The sequence below is a fragment of the Bauldia litoralis genome, from assembly GCF_900104485.1.
GTDB classification, from domain to species: domain Bacteria; phylum Pseudomonadota; class Alphaproteobacteria; order Rhizobiales; family Kaistiaceae; genus Bauldia; species Bauldia litoralis.
In genome coordinates this window covers 567,590-585,001 of the sequence record NZ_FMXQ01000001.1, presented here as the reverse complement: position 1 = coordinate 585,001, position 17,412 = coordinate 567,590, and the positions used below count along the sequence as shown (strand labels likewise).

The following is a 17,412-nucleotide window of genomic DNA, read 5'->3' as shown; positions in this document are numbered from 1 at the left end:
GCATTGATGCTACGCGTCCTGGTCTTCATTGCGTTCATCTTCCTGGTTTCCGCCGGGCTGGCATGGCTGGCCGAGCGGCCGGGCGACATCGTCCTCAACTGGCAGGGCTACGAGATACGCTCGTCGCTGATGATCGCGGCGCTGGCCGTCGCCATCCTGTTTGCCGCGCTCGCCATCCTGTGGACCGTGATCCGCGCGATCCTGCGGGCGCCCGGGTCGTTCGAGTCCTACCTTGGCCGGCGGCGGCGCGACCGCGGCTACAAGGCGTTGTCTGACGGGATGATTGCCGTTGGCGCCGGTGACGCGCGCTCGGCCCGCAAGGCGGCGAAGGAGAGCCGGACGCTTCTCGGCGCCGAGCCGCTGCCGCTGCTCCTCACCGCCCAGGCCGCGCAGCTGTCCGGCGAAAGCGCTGACGCGCGCACCGCCTTCGAGGCGCTGGCGGCGCGACCCGACACGAAGGTGCTCGGCCTGCACGGCCTGTTCATCGAGGCACGCCGCCAGGACGAGCACGAGGCAGCGAAGCATTTTGCTGAGCAGGCGGCCGAGACGGCGCCGAAGATCGGCTGGGCCGGCGTCGCGCTGTTCGAGTACCAGTCCCGCGATGGCGACTGGCTCGGCGCGATGCGGACGCTCGAGGACGCCGTGCGGGCAGGCGCCGTCGACAAGGCGACCGCGCAGCGGCGCCGGGCGGCGCTGCTGACCGCACGGGCGATGGAACTTGAAGCCGGCGATCCGGCCGAGGCCCGCGCCGCGGCTTTGGAAGCCCATCGCCTGGACCCGGCGCTGGCGCCGGCCGCGGTCATCGGCGCCCGCCTGCTTAGCCGGGCGAGCGACTATCGCCGCGCCGCGCGCGTCCTTGAAACGACCTGGAAGGCGGCGCCGCACCCGGATGTCGCCGATGCCTATGCCGGGGTCCGGCACGGCGATTCCGTCCGCGATCGGCTGAAGCGGATGCGCAAGCTTGCCGAACTCCGCGCCAATCATCCGGACGGGGCGATGGCCGTCGCCCGCGCGGCGATCGACGCCCACGATTTCGCGGCTGCGCGCCAGGCCCTCGAAGGGCAGGTCAAGGCCGGCCCCAGCGAAGCGGTCTGCCTGCTGATGGCCGAGATCGAGGAACGCGAGCACAGCGACGAGGGCAAGGTCCGGATGTGGCTGGCCCGCGCGATCAATGCGCCGCGCAACGCGGTGTGGATGGCCGATGGCCGTATTCTGGACGACTGGGCGCCGGTCTCGCCGGTTTCCGGGGAGGTGGGCGTGGTCGCGTGGACAGTCTCTCCCGAGCCGCCGCCTTCGCGGGTGGCCTTGCAGATCGAGGCCGATCTCGCCGCAGAGCAGCGGATGACCGTCGAACCTTCCGATGCGCCGCGGATCGAGGCGAAACCAGCGCCGGAGCCGGAAATCATCGAGCCGGAACCCGAAGCTCCCGACGCCGGCGAGATCGTGGCCGACGACGCGTCGGTGGTGTCGGCCGACGAACCGCCGCCGGTCGCCGTGGCGCCGGCGCCAGAGCCCGTTCCGGCGCCCGAACCAGTCCCGGAACCGGAACCCGCGCCGCCGCCGCCCCGGCCTGAGCCCGAGCCTGTACCGGAGCCGAAACCTGCACCCGTCACGGCGTCGGCGGTCAGCGCCAAGGCAAGCGAACCTGCCCCCATCGAGGAGCCGCCGGAAGAGCCGGTCATCCCGCCCTCGCCGGACGATCCCGGCCCGATGCCGGACAACGACGAGCCCGACCAGCCGCGCCCACGGCGATTCGGCCTGTTCTGATCGCCGGGGTCCTTGAACCTTGGCGCGCTTATCGGTATCAATCGCCGCGAAAGCCGCTTTAGCTCAGTTGGTAGAGCACATCATTCGTAATGATGGGGTCAGGTGTTCGAGTCACCTAAGCGGCACCACCGCCTTCCCGATAAGACATCCTCAGATCTGTTCCGCGGCGTCGGTCGGCGCCCGGTCCTGCCTGCTCCGCATTGATCGGGGCATCATTCGGTCCTAGCGTGTCCGATGCACGAAGGCGCTCGACCTTTTTCAGGAGTAGTCGGTCGAGCCGGGAGGGGGAGGCCGTATCCGGTTCCGCCAACGGATCGGGCGCGCGGCAGGATCAATCCCGGACAGCGACCGTCGGGCAACGGTGGTTTCGCCGCAACGAGCCGCGAGAAGCGGCCGAACGGGATGGATCAGGGAGAGCAGCAATGAATACCGCAGAAGCACTGGCTGAGCTGGGGGTTTCGGTTGACGACCTCACCGCCGAGCAGCGCCGGTCATTCGACGAGAAGGGCTACTTCATCGTCGCGGACGTCTTCTCGCCGGACGAGGTCGCCGAGATGCGCGACGAAGTCGACCGGCTGGCGGCAATCGAAGGCGAGTTCGGTGGCCACGAGGTGCATATCGAGCCGGGCGCGAGCCGGCTCTCCAACCTGTTCAACAAGTCGCCGGCCTTTGACCGTTGCCTCACCTGCGCGCCAACGCTTGCCGCCGCGCATCTCCTCCTGGGCGAAATTCACGTTGGTTCGCTCAACGAGCGCAGCCCGGGCAAGGGCACCGGCCAGCAGATGCTGCACAGCGACCTGCCGCGCGCCCATGCGGCCGACTGGCGCGGGGTCAACAGCATGGTGATGCTCGACGACATGACCGAGGAGAATGGCCCGACGCGGATCGTTCCCTATTCGCACAAGTGGTCGCCGATCAACGTCCCCGATGTGAATATGGGCGAGATGACGAGCATCGTGATCGACGAAGCGACGCGCCCGAAAGTGCCCGCGGATCCGGTCGCGACCTATCCGGGCGAGGTCCATATCACCGGCAAGGCGGGATCGGTGGCGGTCATCAACGGCTGCCTCTGGCATGGCGGCACGACCAACTTCAGCGGCAAGCCGCGGCGCGTCCTTCATTTGTTCATCGGACGCCGCGACATCGATCAGCAACTCGTCGAGAGGGATCATGTGACACCCGAACTCCTCGCGCGAACCAATGCCGCACAGCGCTACCTGCTCGACATCGAGGGCGCCGAGGCAAAGGTCACTGGCTATCCGCCGATGCCCAAGGAAGCCCGTGTGTGGACGGTCACCGACGGCGGCAAGGGGCACTAGGCCGGGGTCGCTTGCGGCATGGCATCAGCGCCCGGGGGAATGCCGATGCGAGGCCCAAGTTCAGAAGTGCTCCTGAAGGGGCTGTCGGTGCTCAGTTGTTCAGGCCGCCGGTGCCTGTGCCGGCCGGGCCGCGGCAGCCAGGTCGGCAGCGCGTTCGAAAATGACGCGGTCTTCGGCGCAAAATGCCGTGAGACGCGCACGCTCTGACGTCGTGAGGTCCTTGACTTCGACCGGCTCGAATCCCCGGCGCCCCGCGAGGCTCACGCGGCTGTTGGCGATCGGGATCGCTTCCGGCGGTTCCAGTTTCAGCAGGGAAAACACGCGTCGGATGAAGCCGGGCAGATCATCGAAGGTACCCACGACCTCGCAGCCCGCGAGGAATGCGAGGGCGCGATCGGTATTGGCCGGACTGCCTGCACGGAAACCGGGATCGAGCTGTTTGAGGTAATAGCAGCCCAGCCACGCCCCAATTTCCGGATCATCTAGGATTTCTGAGATCGACTTTTCCTTCACCCGCATCAGGATCTCCCGCCCTTACCGCTTCAAATGGTCGGCGGTATAGGACTTCAGGAAATAAATGTGGGAGAGCAGACGGTCCTCGGGTTCGCGAAGGACCGTGCAGACCTGCGCCTTCGCAGCCGATCGGAGGATGTACGCAGCCGTGGTGTGGCCCGATACGATAACGCCGGGCTTGTTGCGAACGTCATTCCAGTCGACATACCCGGACTTGTCGCGCACGGCGAAACGGTCTTCCGGGTAATGAGCCTGCAGGAGTTCGTGAACCGTCGTACCTCCGCACTTCTGCAGATGGAGAAAGACGAACGTCTCTTCGGATACTCCTTTTCGCGGTGCCGTCGCCGTCGGTCGCACGAATGCGGACGGTGGCGGCCGGCGGCCGCAGGCGTCATCAGTTGCCTCGCTTCGCCCGGGCACAAGCGTGTCGGCAGTCTTGTTCAGGACTACGTCTTTCGGCAGGAGGGACCGGATGATACCGACCACGTGTGTCGCGACCATGGTCCGCGTCGCCTTGCCCTTCAGGAGCGGCGCGGCTCGCGCGGGCAGGTCGAGAAGGCCGAGGCGCTCCATCTGCTGGCCCGTCCCGTATCGCTCGGCCGCCCATGCCTGGCGGGACAGATGAAATGCCTGGGCCGGCGCAAAGCCCGCCCTCAATTCGCTCCAGATGTTTTCCGCCGACCGGCGATTATAGGTGCATTTGCCGCTGTAGATCCGGCTTTCCGCCCGGTTGATGTTGGCTTCGGTCAACCAGCCCGGGCCTCCGAAGTGGTCGTAGATGAAGACCGGAAGTCCTGCGGCGAGGCAGTAGTTGACAGTCTTGCCGATCGAGATGACCGCGTCGAAGTCGATGAGCGCGTCCGGCGTTATACGCCGGTAATCGTGTCCGCCGCGCCCGATCACCCGGAATGCGATCCCGTCCCGCGCAGCCAGGCCCTCCAGCGCGGCAATTTCCGGAGGGGCGTGGTTCGACACCACCGCCACGCTTTGAAGCCGGTCGCGCCGCGTCGTCTTCGCGCCCCACCATGGTTCCGGTGCGAGATTCCAGAGGAACCGGATCTTCGGCGTATTCGGGGCTGCCGCCGTTGCCGCCCTCCTGGTCAGGGGGCTGTTGGCAAGCAACGTCAGCGCTTGTTGCCGGATTCCTCCGATGGCGGCAGATGGAAAAGGGAGGGCCTCAATGGGGGCGATCGAAGAAAGCAAGCCATGGATATGCATTCGCGCGCGAAGTCGATGCTGCGTATGGACGGATGCGAAAGTGGTGATCTGGTTCGTCCAGACGAGGTCCCACTCAGGCTCCAGGTCGGCCGAGGACAGCGAGACCGGCTCGATTCCGATCCTGGCAAATTCGCTCGACATCGGATCGCCGAGGACGAAGGCAGCGACGGACACCGCGTGACCCTGCTCAACCAGGAAGCTGGCGAGTTCAAGGGTGTGCAATTCGGAGCCGTTGTAGTTTCGAAGGTGGTTGTTAGAGAGAAGGATCTTCAATCCGACCTCGCGAGGGACACCGATGGTCCGATTTCATCGACATCTACTGATGAATGTCCTGGAGCAGGATTTGATCAGTGCACCCCAACTCCACCTCCCCCCGATCAGCGGAATCCACGCACCATCTTTGCGCCTGGCGCTCGCGACACGCAAGCGCCCAGATGCTCCGGGGGGTGGCTTCTGCGCTGGCCCTGCCGGGGGCAGCGACTAAGCCGTTTCTAGCTTCGGATAGAGGGTCTTCAGGCGCTCGTAGGTCTCGCGCCAGTTGGCGTAGACCTTCGCGTAGCGGGCGCTTTCCTCCGGGCGCGGCGTGAACACCCGGCCGAGCGCGACATAGTCCTCGATCGCCGACCAGTCGGTCAGGGAGCCGGTGCCCATGCCGGCGACGAAGGCGGCGCCGAGGCAGGAGCCGGGGTGCTTGTCGATGCGCCGGACCGGGCGCTCGAGGACATCCGCGGCGATCTGCAGCCACAGGTCGCTCGCCGCGCCGCCGTCGGCCGCCTTGACGTTGGTAACCGCCAGCCCGCGTTCGACGAAGGTATCGACGTGGTGGCGCATGCCGAAGACGATGCCCTCCAGCGCGGCGCGCCAGATATCGGCGACGGTGTGGTGCAGCCCGAGGCCGACCAGCGTGCCGCGGGCATGCGGATCCATCAGCGGGGTCTTCTCGCCCAGGATATAGGGGAGGAAGAGCAGTTCGGACCGGCTGTCGACCGCCGCCTTGTCAAGCCATTGATGGGGCGAGATGCCTGCCTCGCGCGCCTTCGCCGCCTCGACCCCGGCGAAATTCTCGATGATCCAGTTGAGCAGGTTGCCGCCGGCGGCCATGCAGCCGTTGGGGAAATAGAGCCCCGGGACGATGTGGTAGTCCATGAACAGGCGGCGGTCGCGGACCGGGGTGTCGGAAGACAACAGGATATCCGCCGCGCCGCCGAACTTGATCACCAGGTCGCCGTTGTTCGATGCGCCGCAGACGAAGGCGGAGGCGACGTGATCGGCGCAGCCGGCGACGACGGGCACGCCCTCCGGCAAGCCAAGGTGGCTTGCGGCATCCGGCTGCAGGCGACCGACGATGTCCTGGCTCTGGCGGATCGGCGGCAGCAGCGCCGCATCGGTTTCGGACAGCGCCAGCAGGCGGGGATCGTAGGCGCCGGTGGCCAGGTCGACGAAGCCAGATTCCAGTGCCCAGTTGTGCTCGACCTGCAGCGTGCCGGTCAGGCGGAAGGTGATGAAGTCCGACGCGCCGACGACGACACGGGCGCGGCCAAAATTCTCCGGCTCGTGATCGCGGAGCCACATCAGCTTCGGACCGACGAGCTGCTGGCTGTAGCCGGTGCCGGTCAGTTCGAGAAAGTCGTCCTCGGGCATCCCGGCCGCGAAGCGATCGAGTTCGCCGGTGGCGCGGGCATCGTTCTGCTGGATGCTGCGGCGGATGGCGTTGCCATCGTCATCGACGAGGATCACCGCCGGCAGCATGCCGGTGACGCCGATGCCCGACACCTCGGTCGGCGCGATGCCGGCCTCGGTCAGCAATTCGCGCGAGACGGCGCCAACATTGTCCCACCACTGGCCGGCGTCTTCCTCGGCCCAGTTGGCCTTGTCCGAATGCAGCGTCGACGGGCGCTGCGCGGTCGCCAGCGTCCCGCCGCGGTCGTCGATCAGGATGCCGATCGTCGACGTGCTGCCGATATCGAGGCCGAGGAAAACCGGCATGCGTCAGCGCAGTCCCGAGACTTTATCCATGAAGCGCTTCACCCGGTCGCCGTCGACGTTCTTCCAGGTGTCGCCGTCGATCTTGAAGTGGGTGCCGACGATCGCGCCATCGCCGACCGACAGGATGTCCTCGACGCTGCCGAGGTTGACGCCGGTATTGGCGAAGACCGGGGTATCGGGGATCGCTTCCTTGGCCTCGCGGAGGTTGGAGAGTTCCACCGCCTGGCCGGTCATCGGACCGGAGACCAGGACGACATCGGCGAGCGAGGCGAAGACCGCGCTCTTGGCCCGCTGCGCCAGCGTCCGCGAGCCGACCGGCGAGGCAAACTCGGCGTTGATGTTGTACATCACCTTCATGTCGTTGCGGCCGCTGTTGGCGCGCAGCTGCAGCGCGCCAGCGGCATCGGGCACCCACAGGCCCATGTCGGAATCGTAGACGCCGGTGAAGATCTCGCGGACGAAGCGCGCGCCCGAGGCGACGCCGAGCGCGATGCTCGCCACCGGGTCCCAGAGGTAGTTGACGCCGAAGGGGATGGTGATCGAACCGCGCAATTCGCCGACGGCATAGGCGAAGGCGGCGAGCGTCACCGGGGATGCCTTCAGCACGTAGGGGCGGTCGCCCTCGTTGCCGAACATCACGGCATCGACGCCGCCGTCCTGCAGCGCGGCGATGTCCCTGGCGGCGCTGTCGACGATCTTCTGCATGCCGCCATCCGCATCATAGAGCGGTGTGCCGGGCAGCGGCGGCAGGTGGATCATCGCGACAATCGGCTTGGCGACGCCAAAAGTTTCCTTGAGCATGAAGGACTCCGTTCAGGGATGGGCAGGACGCGGGAGAACCCGCGTCGTCTCGGGATCGAAGAGCTGGATTTCGGCCAGGTCGAAATGAAGGGTCAGCGGCTGGCCGATCTTCGCGCGGAAGTCGCGCGGCATGCGGGCGTGAATCTCCGGCCCGGCGCCGGACGCCAGGTTGGCGACGAGAATGACTTCCGGGCCGAGAACCTCGGTGGTGATGGTCACGAGGTCGATCGGCGCGGTCCGGGCGGCGTCGCCGGCGGCGAGGTGGAAATCCTCGGGCCGCAGCCCGACGATCACCGGCTTGCCGGAATGACTCGCATAGGCCGCCTGGAACGCGGTGGGAACCGGCAGCGCGACGCCGTCCATCGCCACCACCAGCGCGCCGGCACCGACGCTTTCGATGCGGCCGGGCAGGAGGTTCATCGGCGGCGTGGCGAGGAAGCTCGCGACGAAGGTATTGGCCGGGTTGCGATAGACCTCCATCGGCTCGCCGACCTGGACGATATCGCCGTCCTTCATGATGCAGATGCGCTCGCCCATGGTCATCGCCTCGACCTGGTCATGGGTGACGTGGACGATGGTCGTGCCAAGCGTGTGGTGGAGCTTGATCAGTTCGGTGCGCATCGAGCTGCGCAGCGTCGCGTCGAGGTTCGACAGCGGCTCGTCGAGCAGGAAGGCCTGCGGCTCGCGGACCAGCGCCCGGCCGAGCGCCACCCGCTGTCGCTGTCCGCCCGACAGTTGCGAGGGCTTGCGCCCAAGCAGCGGCTCGATGCCGAGCAGGGCGGCGACGCGGTTGATGCGGGTCTCGATCTCGCTTGCCGGAACGTGCCGCAGCTTGAGACCGAAGGCCAGGTTCTTGGCGACGGTCATGTGCGGGTAGAGGGCGTAATTCTGGAAGACGATGGCGATGTCGCGATCGGCAGGGTCGACGTCGTTGACCCGCCGTCCGCCGATTAGCATGTCGCCCGACGAGATCGCCTCGAGCCCGGCGATCATCCGCAGCGTTGTCGACTTTCCGCAGCCCGACGGTCCGAGGAGAATCATGAACTCGCCGTCGCGGATGTCGAGCGACACGCCATTCACGGCGGTCACGTCGTTCGGATAGACCTTGGTGATCTTGTCGAGGGTGATGGACGCCATAGTCGCCTTCAGGTCAGCGATCGCATGTAGCGATACAGGTAGACGGTGAGCAGCAGGATGAAACCGAGCAGGATCGCCGACATGGCCGAGGCCTCGCCGACATTGAGGCTGACAAAGGCCGTGCGGTAGATCGAGTAGCTCACCAGGTCGGTGGCGACGCCGGGGCCGCCGCGGGTCATGATGTAGATGAGGTCGTAGGTCTTCACCGCGAAGATCATGCGGATCAGCAGCGTGACGATGATCACGGGCATCATCAGCGGCAGCGTGATGTAGAAGAAGGACTGGTAGACACGGGCGCCGTCGACGCGGGCCGCCTCGTAAGGCTCCTTCGGCATCGCGGACAGCCCGGCGAGCAGAAGCACGATCATGAACGATACCTGGTGCCAGATATCGACCATGATGATGGTCCAGATCGCCATCTGGGTGCTGCCCAGCCAGTTGACTGGCTCGAAGCCGACGACCGTCAGCAGGTAGTTGACGATGCCGAGCGAGGGGTGGAGGAACATCCGCCAGATCAGGCCGACGATGACCGGGTTCATCAGCAGCGGGCAGAGCAGGATGCCGTAATAGATCGGCTTGAAGCGCTCGACGCTGTTGAGCATCAGCGCGACGATGAAGCCGAGCAGGAATTCGAACAGGACGACCGCGGCGACGAAGAAGGCCGTCAGCCCGAGGCTGTGGCGGAACGCCGGGTCCTGGATCGCCGAGATGTAGTTCTCGGCGCCGGTGAAGGTGTCGAAATTCGGCGCGATCAGCGTGTAGTCATGGACGCTGGTGAACAGCGCCCAGAAGACCGGAAAAAGAATGACCGCGAGGAGCAGGGCAAGACTCGGCGCGGACATGAACCAGCCGAAACGGCGGTCGGCCGCTTCCATGGTTTTTGACTGGTTCATGTCGCGCGTCCGGGTCCTGTTGGCTTACTTCTGCTTGCCGTCTTTCTTGGCAAGCTCGTTCATTTCCGCCTCGACGGCGGCCAGTGCATCGGCCGGTGTCGCCTCGTCGGCGACCGCCAGGCTCAGTTCGCGACCAAGCACCTCGACCAACTGCGGCGTGTAGGTGAACACCGGGAAGTTATGGCTGGTCAGCAGCATGTCCTTCATCGCGCCCATGTAATCGAACTTGGCGTTGAGATCGGCATCGTCGAAGACGTCGATGCGGGTCGGCGAACCGCCCTGCATGGCGCGCTCCTTGGCGATCTTCTTGGACTCGACCCACTTCAGGAAGGTCCAGGCGGCCTCCGGATTGGGGCTCGACTTCGGAATCGCCCAGCCCCAGGCACCGTTGAGGCTGGCGCCGACACCCGGCTCCTGGCCCGGCACCGGCATGATCTCGACCTTGCCGGCGACCGTCGACTGCGACGGGTCGTCGATGGCGGTGCGGAAGAAGTTGTAGGTGATGTAGCTGTAGGCCTGACCCTGGGCCATCACGTTGAAGGCCTCGTCGAAGGAGAAGCTGGCCGAACCGAGCGGGCCATACTCGTTGACGTTGGTCTTGTACTGCTCCAGCGCGGCGACGCCGGCCGGGGTGTTCAGGGTCGCGTTCCAGTCGGCGTCATGGAATTCGCCGCCATTGGCGAAGAGGTAGTTGGACCACTCCATCGCGATCGGATCGGGACGCAGGCCCTGGTTGACGACGCCGTGCATGCCGTCCTTGGTGAAGAACTTCACCTGCTCCAGGTACTCGCCCCAGGTCTTCGGCGGCGCGAGTTCCATGCCCGTCGCCTCGAGATAGGCGGCCTTGTTGGCCTCGTCCTCAAGAAGGTCGGTCCGGTAGAGAAGGCCCATGGCGTAGTTGTAGAAGGGCAGCATGTAGGTGACGCCGTCGACCTGGCCGACGAGATCCATCATCTTCGGCACATAGACCGAGGTGTCGAAGTTGTCCGCCTTGATCATGTCGTCGAGTGGCGCGAGCCAACCGGCCTTGGTGAATTCGCCGACCCAGTAGAAGTCGACGACGATGGCCGAGTAGCTTCCCTTCGAGGCCAGCAGCTGCGGCACCAGCTTGGTGTGCATCTCGGCGTAGTTCACGACCTCGAGATTGACCTCGATGCCGGTTTCCTTGGTGAACTCGGGAAGCAGCGTCTTGACGTATTCGGTATCGGGAACACCCTCCATCAGAATGTTCACGGACTCGGCATGGGCAGCGGTCGAAAGGCCGGTGGCCAGTGCCAAGCTCAACAATGACTGTTTCAGCATGTTCATCCCCTTGCTTCGCCTATCCCCATTTGGTCGATCATTTCAGGGCCCCTAGCGACAGGCCCTTGATCAGGTGTTTGCGCAGGAAAGGCAGCAGCGCAAAAACCGGAAGAAGCGACACGACGGTCGCGGCAGCAAGCGGCGCGATTTCCACGCCTGCATGCGTCTCCAGGCTGGCGAGTCCGACCGGCAGCGTCTGCGTACCGGGTCCGGACAGCACCAGGACAAAGAGGAATTCGTTCCAGCTCAGGATGAAGCCGAGGAGGCCGGCGGCGAGGATGCCGGGCGCGGCCACCGGGACGGCGACGAGCAGGAAGGCCTGCCATCGGCTGGCGCCGTCGACGCGCGCCGCTTCCTCGAGGCGCGCCATGTCGCCCTCGAAGAAGGACACCAGCATCCAGGAAAGGAAGGGCAGCGAGATCGACAGGTGGGCGACGATCAGTGACACGCGGCTCTGGGTCAGGCCGACGAAGAGGAAGACGCCGAACAGCGGCAGCACGAGGATGATCGGCGGCAGCATCTGGCTGGCCAGGACGCCAAGCCGGAGCAGGGCGCCGCCGGTGTTGAGGCGGGCGAAGCTGTAGGCCATCGCGGTGGCCAGCGGCAGGGCGATCGCCGTCGAGACGATGGCGATGATGAAGCTGTTGGCGAACCAGGTGACGAAGGGGAAGCGCTCGAAGATGTCGACGTAGTTGTTCAGTCCGAGCGTGCCGATCTCCGGCGGAATCTTGTAGGCGGTGAGCTTGTCGGTAAGGCTGACGCGGACGATCCAGACGAGCGGCATCAGGATGATGAGCGAGAACACCGTAAGGATAATGTGCGGTACGATCTTCTTCGCCAGCCGGTTCATGTCGCGGTCAGTCCATCCTCACGCCGCCGGTGACGTTGAGCGCCTCACCGGTGATGAAGCCGGACAAGTCGCTGGCCAGGAACAGGATGGCCTTGGCGACATCCTCCGGTTCCTCGAGACGGCCCATCGGGGTCTGCGCGATATAGTCCTCGACGACCGCCGTTTCGGTCATGCCACGCAGCGTCGCCTCCCAGGCGACCTCGCGCTCCTGCATTCCGGTGCGGACGAAACCCGGGCAGACGCAGTTGACCCGGATGCCCTTGTCGGCGACTTCGCGGGCCAGCGCCTGGGTGAAGCCCATCACCGCGAACTTGCTCGCCGAATAATGGGCGAGCCACGGTGCGCCCCATTTGGCGGCCAGCGACGCGGTGTTGACGATGACGCCCTCGTTGCCGGTGGCGAGGAAGTGCCGGACCGCCTGCTGGTTGGTCAGGAAGACGCCGCGGGCGTTGACGTCGAAATTGAAGTCCCAGTCCTCGTCGGTCAGGTCGACGACCAGCTTCATGCTGGAGACGCCGGCATTGGCGCAAAGGAGATCGTAGCCGCCGAAGGCGGTCTCGACCGCCGCGAAGCACGATTCGACGCTGTCGCGGTCGCGGACGTCGATCTTGAAGCCCTGGGCGCCCTGGCCGATCGCACCGGCGAGATCGTTCGCGGCACCCTCGTCGAGGTCGGCGACGGCAACGCGGACGCCCTCGGCAGCGAGGGCGCGGCAGATGGCCTGGCCGATGCCGCGTCCGGCGCCTGTCACGATGGCCCGCTTGTCTGAAAGGCCCGGCAGCATACAAGGACTCCGTCTAACGATCGATATCGATCATTATGCGGGATGATGCTGGCCCTATCAAGTCGGTATCTGCTAGGATACAGGAAGAATCTTGACAACCGTAACGATTGGAAACGATCACAAGGTCATTATGGCGGCACGTCAACGCGATCCTGCATCCCGGCAAGCCAAGCTGGTCGGCCAACTCAACACCGCCGGCTTCATGAGCGTCGGCGACCTGGCGGCGGCAACCGGTGTTTCGGAAATCACAGTGCGGCGCGACCTGCTGGTGCTCGAGCGGAGCGGCGCGGTGCGCCGGACCCATGGCGGCGCGCTCGGGCTGAGGCGCGGCGACGCCAATGTCTATGACGCGCAGGAGCCGAGTTTCGAGGCGCGGCGCCGCCGCAACGGGTCGGCCAAGATCCGCATCGCCCGCGCCGCCGAGCGCCTGATCCAGCCCGGCCAGTCGATCGCCATCGATACCGGCACGACGACCTTCGAGCTTGCCCGTCTCGCCAGCGGCATCTCCGACCTGCGCATCGTCACCAACAGCACACGCATCGCCGGGCTTCTCGCCGACAACCCCAATCCGGTCTATCTGCCGGCCGGGCGGGTGCGCGGGCGGGAGCTGTCGATCTTCGGCAGGCGCGCCGTCGAGTCGCTGGAGAGTTTCAGCTTCGATGTCTTCTTTCTTGGCGTCTCCGGCCTCACCGCCGACGGCCTGTTCGACTATTCGCCGGAAGACGCCGAGGTGAAGCGCGCCTTCATGGCCCGCGCGGCCAAAGTGGTGGCGCTTTGCGACTCGGCCAAGTTCAACCGCCAGGCGATGGTGCGGGTTGCCGAGCCGAAGGAAGTCCACATGGTCGTCTGCGACGCCGCGCCGCCGGCGGCGCTGGCAGAGGTGTTGTCCCGGGCCGGGGTCGAACTGGTGGTCGGCTGACCCGTCCCTCGATTGCGCGATTGATCTCCCTCAATGCCGCCAGATCCGGGCGTTCGACACTCATCCCCCTCGGTATACGAGGGGGGAAATCGTGGACGCATCAGGCGGGCTGCCGCCCGTAAGGACGATCGACTCGCGGGCGCCGCTGCGATGGCTGCGCGGCGGCTGGAGCGATCTGGGCAAGGCGCCGGTCCCCTGTCTTCTCTATGGGCTGGGGCTGGCGGCGGTCAGTTTCGGCCTCAGCTACGGGCTGGTCGTCTCCGACGGCGCCTTCTGGGTGGTGGCGCTGACGGTCGGGTTCGTCTTCGTCGCCCCGATGCTGGCGATGGGCCTTTACGAGGCCGGCCGCCTGATCGAACGCGGCGAGACGCCGACGCTGCGGCAGATGCTCTTCGTCCGCGCCGCGATCCGGCAGGACATCGCCTATCTCGGCCTGGCGCTGGTGCTGATCTACCTGCTGTGGGGGCGGATCGCCCAGATCGTCTATGGCCTGTCGACCTACCAGTTGCACCGGACGGTCGATGCCTTTGTCGGCTACGCCGTCGGCACGGCTGACGGCCGCGCCATGCTCCTGGTCGGATCGCTGGTCGGCGGCGCGATGGCCTATGGCGTCTATTGCCTCGTAGTGGTGTCGGCGCCGATGCTGCTCGACCACCGGTCCAACGTCTTCTACGCGACGGCCGCGAGCGTCCGGGCGGTGGTCACCAATTTCGGGCCGATGACCCTGTGGGCGGCGATCATCGCGATCCTCATCCTGCTCAGCGCGGCGACCGGCTTCCTCGCTCTCATCGTCGTCTTCCCCTGGCTCGGCCTGGCGACGTGGCGCGCCTATCGCGACCTCATTCCCGACGCAGAGGCGGTGTAGAAACGCGCGTCGCTCAGTCGGCGCGGGTTGTGCAAACCAACCCGTTAACCGAAAATAACGTCGGACGGTGCTAGTGGACCCTGCGGTCGCTGGCGCTGTCTTTGGCGGATTGCGGCTGTCGGGACGACGAACGCGCCAATACCGGCACGTCCGTGACATCAACAACGCTTCATGCTCTTTCAGGTGGTCGTCGGATGAAACGCTGGTTCATACGGATTGTCGTGATTCTGGCGATTGTCGAAGTGGCATATCTCGCCGTCGTCAACGTCGTCCTCAACCTTCAGGCGACGCAGGACTATGTCAATCAGCTCAAGCCCGAGCGGATCACCTACAAATGGGACCGGGCGTGGAGCTGGTTCCCGTTCCGCGTCCATGCCACCAACCTGGTTCTCAACGGCCAGTCGTGGTCGCAGCAGTTCGAACTGTCGGCGCCAACCGTCTCCCTGTCTGTCGCTATCCTGCCGCTGTTCACGAAGACCGCCCATCTTTACGACGTGACGTCGGCCGATGTTGACGTCCGGTTCCGCCCGCGGCCGATGGCGTCGCGCAAGGACGCCGCGCTTCGCCCCTTCTACCCGACGATCGAGGGGCGCGATCCGACCCTCGAGGCCGACCCGGTGCCGACCCAGTCGCCCGGCTGGATGCTGATCTATGACATTGCCGAGATCAGCGGATCGAACAAGGTCTGGCTCGGGCCGACGCAGATGACGCTTGACGGCGACGTTCGGGTGACGGTCGCCCGCCAGAATCTCAACGGTCCGCTGACGATCAGCAACGGCGACGCCGATGTCGCGATCGAGGGGCTGACCATTGCCGGCCAGAAGGTCACCGACAAGGGATCGATCAAGGGCACCTTCAGCACCGACACCTACATGCCGCAGGACAATCGCGGCTTCAAGGTGCTGGGGTTCCTGACGCTCGACGCCGATATCGAGCTGCCGGTCAACGGGCTCGAATTCCTCGACATCTACCTGAAGGAGGTGAGCGGCCTTAATCTCGGCGGCAATGGCGGCCTGAAGGGCCACATCGCCTTTGCCAACGGCGATCTGGTCGCCGGAACCGATCTCGCCCTCTCCGCCGATACGCTGACCGTCGACCTGGCGCCGTATTCGGTGAAGGGGGGTGGCGTCGTCTCCGTCACGGTCGATGCCGACACGTCCGATACGCTGGACGCGAATTTCAAGCTCTCGACACTGAGCGCCCTGCGCCAGCCCGACAACCAGACGCTGTTCACCGGCACCGACCTCGTCATCGACGTCGAGCGTACGCCCCGCCTGTTGCCCGGGGCGATCAAGGAGAAGGTGCCGCAACGCGTCGCTCTCACCATCCCGAAGGTCACGGTGCCGGACGTCAGCGTCTATCAGCGCTATGTGCCGGAGAAGTGGAAGGCCCAGGTTCTCAGCGGAACCGGCGAGCTTGACGGTCACGCCGAGCTGTCGGCCAACAGCCTCGACTTCGACCTGACGCTTCGGTCGGAGAATGCCGACGTCAAGCTGCGCGAGGATTCCTTCGAGACCGGCCTGGTGCTGGGCATCAAGGCCAAGGGCACGGTCGATGGCAAGACGGCGGAAGTCGATGTCTCCGGCAGCTATCTCGATCTCGACGATTCCCGCGTCACCAACCGCAAGGGCGACTCCGATCCCTGGCAGACGAAGCTGACGATCGGCGAGGGCAAGGCGCAGTTCGACCTGCCGGAGGAATCCGACGCAGCCGCGGGATATGTCGGCTTCTGGAGCCTGTTCCACGACCGCGATTTGAAGGCGATGCTGGCAACCGCGGATGCCAAGCTGAAGGCGACGCTCTTCGTCTCCGACCTCAACTGGGTGAACTTCCTGTTCAAGAATCCCTACTCCCTGGCGATCTACAATTCGGCCGAGGTGACGGCCGATGTGACCGTCGTGAAGGGCGCGCTTGCGGAGGGTTCGACGGTCAAGATGCCGGATCGCGAATTCCGGGTGGAGGTGCTGGATTATGTGGCGGTGGGGCAGGGCGGCTTCGACCTCGTCGTCGAGTCGGGCGGCGAGGAGCCGGATATCCGCCTCGACGCCAATCTCGCCAATGCGTCTTTCCGGCTCCAGGACGAGAAGGCGGCGGTCGTCGAACAGATGACGCTCGCGGTCACCGCCCATGCCAAGGGCGTTTCGCTCAAGGAGGGTGGATCGGTCGAATCCGTGGTGATGAACGTGCCCACCGCGAAGATCACCGACATGACGGCCTATAACGCCTACCTGCCGAAGAGTTCGCCAGTCCGGATTCTGAGTGGCACCGCCAACCTGTCGGCGAAACTCAACATGCAGGAGAACAGCGCTACAGGCTTCGTCAAGATGAAGACCGCGGGGGTCGAGGCCGATGTCGGGGGCGACCGGATTTCCGGCACGATCGGACTCGATGTCGCGATCGGCGGCGGCTCGGCAAAGGAGAAAACCTTCGACATCGGCGGCTCGTCCCTCAGCCTCGATGGCCTCAGGGTGTCCGGCGGGTTGCCGACCGACGGCAACTGGAACGGGCGGATCGATATCAGCAAGGGTCGGGTCGTCTGGAAGCGGCCGATGACCCTCGACGTCACCGCAGGCATCTACATGGCCGACGCCCGGCCCCTGGCGGCCTTCTTCAACGACCATCGCAAGGAACAGAAGTGGCTTGACCGGATCCTGAGCCTCAAGAACATTCGCGGCAACGCCACCATCAAGGTGTCACCGAAGGAGATCGTCATCCCCTATGCGATGGCCAAGGCGGAGCCGGTCGAGGTCGGCGCCAAGGGCATCTTCGCCCAGGGGAACCGGCAGGCGATGTTCTTTGCCCGCTATGGCAAGCTCTCGGGCATTCTCGAAATCGATGGCAGCCACAGGCGTTTCGGGCTATTCGGCGCGGCGCGGAAATTCCAGGACTACGTGCCGGGCGGACCGCTGCCCGGACTGACCGGGTCGTCGCGCACGACGGCCCCGGCCAGCACCCGCAAACCCTTCTCGATCTTCAAGCGCAAGTAACGGACGTCCCCGAAGGGGAGGAGACAACAGGAACCGGCGCGCCCGCCGGGCAACCGGAGGAAGACACTGAC

At 65.5% G+C, this 17,412-nt stretch carries 14 protein-coding genes and 1 tRNA gene; 6 read left to right on the top strand and 9 right to left on the bottom strand.

The features are described from left to right. The first annotated feature begins 6 nt into the window (after positions 1-6). The 3 genes from BLT60_RS02765 (at position 7) to BLT60_RS02755 (ending at position 3,086) form a co-directional block, all read left to right on the top strand. Complete coding sequence (locus tag BLT60_RS02765; protein ID WP_090874658.1) at positions 7-1,767, top strand: heme biosynthesis protein HemY; 1,761 nt, start codon at positions 7-9, stop codon at positions 1,765-1,767. 52 nt (positions 1,768-1,819) lie between these two features. After that, a tRNA-Thr gene (locus BLT60_RS02760) sits at positions 1,820-1,895 on the top strand. Positions 1,896-2,189: 294 nt separating this feature from the next. Continuing rightward, positions 2,190-3,086: a phytanoyl-CoA dioxygenase family protein gene (locus tag BLT60_RS02755; RefSeq protein WP_090874657.1), complete on the top strand. Its 897-nt coding sequence runs from the start codon at positions 2,190-2,192 to the stop codon at positions 3,084-3,086. 99 nt (positions 3,087-3,185) lie between these two features. Here BLT60_RS02755 and BLT60_RS02750 read toward each other — a convergent pair whose 3' ends face one another. From BLT60_RS02750 to BLT60_RS02710, 9 genes are all read right to left on the bottom strand, one after another. Further along, a complete protein-coding gene (locus BLT60_RS02750; protein WP_090874656.1) occupies positions 3,186-3,605 on the bottom strand; it encodes a hypothetical protein in 420 nt (139 codons plus the stop codon). A 15-nt stretch (positions 3,606-3,620) separates the two neighbouring features. Next, complete coding sequence (locus tag BLT60_RS02745) at positions 3,621-5,090, bottom strand: hypothetical protein (protein ID WP_090874655.1); 1,470 nt, start codon at positions 5,088-5,090, stop codon at positions 3,621-3,623. A gap of 207 nt (positions 5,091-5,297) precedes the next feature. Next, positions 5,298-6,803, bottom strand: a complete 1,506-nt coding sequence (locus BLT60_RS02740; RefSeq protein ID WP_090874654.1) for an FGGY-family carbohydrate kinase — start codon at positions 6,801-6,803, stop codon at positions 5,298-5,300. Positions 6,804-6,806: 3 nt separating this feature from the next. Continuing rightward, a complete protein-coding gene (locus BLT60_RS02735) occupies positions 6,807-7,604 on the bottom strand; it encodes a BtpA/SgcQ family protein (RefSeq protein WP_090874653.1) in 798 nt (265 codons plus the stop codon). A gap of 12 nt (positions 7,605-7,616) precedes the next feature. Next, on the bottom strand, positions 7,617-8,741 hold the full coding sequence (locus tag BLT60_RS02730; RefSeq protein WP_090874652.1) for an ABC transporter ATP-binding protein: 1,125 nt from the start codon (positions 8,739-8,741) through the stop codon (positions 7,617-7,619). 8 nt (positions 8,742-8,749) lie between these two features. Beyond that, a complete protein-coding gene (locus tag BLT60_RS02725) occupies positions 8,750-9,634 on the bottom strand; it encodes a carbohydrate ABC transporter permease (protein ID WP_090874651.1) in 885 nt (294 codons plus the stop codon). 24 nt (positions 9,635-9,658) lie between these two features. Beyond that, positions 9,659-10,936 (bottom strand): ABC transporter substrate-binding protein, encoded by a 1,278-nt coding sequence (locus tag BLT60_RS02720; protein WP_210185523.1) that lies wholly within the window; start codon positions 10,934-10,936, stop codon positions 9,659-9,661. A 37-nt stretch (positions 10,937-10,973) separates the two neighbouring features. Beyond that, entirely contained in the window at positions 10,974-11,786 is an 813-nt protein-coding gene (locus BLT60_RS02715; RefSeq protein WP_090874650.1) for a carbohydrate ABC transporter permease, read from the bottom strand. Between the two features lie 7 nt (positions 11,787-11,793). Next, complete coding sequence (locus BLT60_RS02710; RefSeq protein ID WP_090874649.1) at positions 11,794-12,570, bottom strand: SDR family NAD(P)-dependent oxidoreductase; 777 nt, start codon at positions 12,568-12,570, stop codon at positions 11,794-11,796. Positions 12,571-12,700: 130 nt separating this feature from the next. Between BLT60_RS02710 and BLT60_RS02705 the strand changes: the two genes are divergently transcribed. From BLT60_RS02705 to BLT60_RS02695, 3 genes are all read left to right on the top strand, one after another. Continuing rightward, positions 12,701-13,489, top strand: a complete 789-nt coding sequence (locus BLT60_RS02705; RefSeq protein ID WP_090874648.1) for a DeoR/GlpR family DNA-binding transcription regulator — start codon at positions 12,701-12,703, stop codon at positions 13,487-13,489. 91 nt (positions 13,490-13,580) lie between these two features. Beyond that, entirely contained in the window at positions 13,581-14,354 is a 774-nt protein-coding gene (locus tag BLT60_RS02700) for a DUF2189 domain-containing protein (RefSeq protein WP_090874647.1), read from the top strand. A 194-nt stretch (positions 14,355-14,548) separates the two neighbouring features. Continuing rightward, the gene (locus tag BLT60_RS02695; protein ID WP_090874646.1) at positions 14,549-17,341 is read left to right on the top strand and encodes an AsmA family protein; all 2,793 of its coding nucleotides are present in this window, start codon (positions 14,549-14,551) and stop codon (positions 17,339-17,341) included. Positions 17,342-17,412: the final 71 nt, after the last annotated feature.

Bases quoted from the DNA above. Each gene is read 5' to 3' on its own strand.
- BLT60_RS02765 (WP_090874658.1), top strand. From the start codon at position 7: ATGCTACGCGTCCTGGTCTTCATTGCGTTCATCTTCCTGGTTTCCGCC.
- BLT60_RS02755 (WP_090874657.1), top strand. From the start codon at position 2,190: ATGAATACCGCAGAAGCACTGGCTGAGCTGGGGGTTTCGGTTGACGAC.
- BLT60_RS02750 (WP_090874656.1), bottom strand. From the start codon at position 3,605: ATGCGGGTGAAGGAAAAGTCGATCTCAGAAATCCTAGATGATCCGGAA.
- BLT60_RS02740 (WP_090874654.1), bottom strand. From the start codon at position 6,803: ATGCCGGTTTTCCTCGGCCTCGATATCGGCAGCACGTCGACGATCGGC.
- BLT60_RS02735 (WP_090874653.1), bottom strand. From the start codon at position 7,604: ATGCTCAAGGAAACTTTTGGCGTCGCCAAGCCGATTGTCGCGATGATC.
- BLT60_RS02730 (WP_090874652.1), bottom strand. From the start codon at position 8,741: ATGGCGTCCATCACCCTCGACAAGATCACCAAGGTCTATCCGAACGAC.
- BLT60_RS02725 (WP_090874651.1), bottom strand. From the start codon at position 9,634: ATGAACCAGTCAAAAACCATGGAAGCGGCCGACCGCCGTTTCGGCTGG.
- BLT60_RS02720 (WP_210185523.1), bottom strand. From the start codon at position 10,936: ATGCTGAAACAGTCATTGTTGAGCTTGGCACTGGCCACCGGCCTTTCG.
- BLT60_RS02715 (WP_090874650.1), bottom strand. From the start codon at position 11,786: ATGAACCGGCTGGCGAAGAAGATCGTACCGCACATTATCCTTACGGTG.
- BLT60_RS02710 (WP_090874649.1), bottom strand. From the start codon at position 12,570: ATGCTGCCGGGCCTTTCAGACAAGCGGGCCATCGTGACAGGCGCCGGA.
- BLT60_RS02705 (WP_090874648.1), top strand. From the start codon at position 12,701: ATGGCGGCACGTCAACGCGATCCTGCATCCCGGCAAGCCAAGCTGGTC.
- BLT60_RS02695 (WP_090874646.1), top strand. From the start codon at position 14,549: ATGAAACGCTGGTTCATACGGATTGTCGTGATTCTGGCGATTGTCGAA.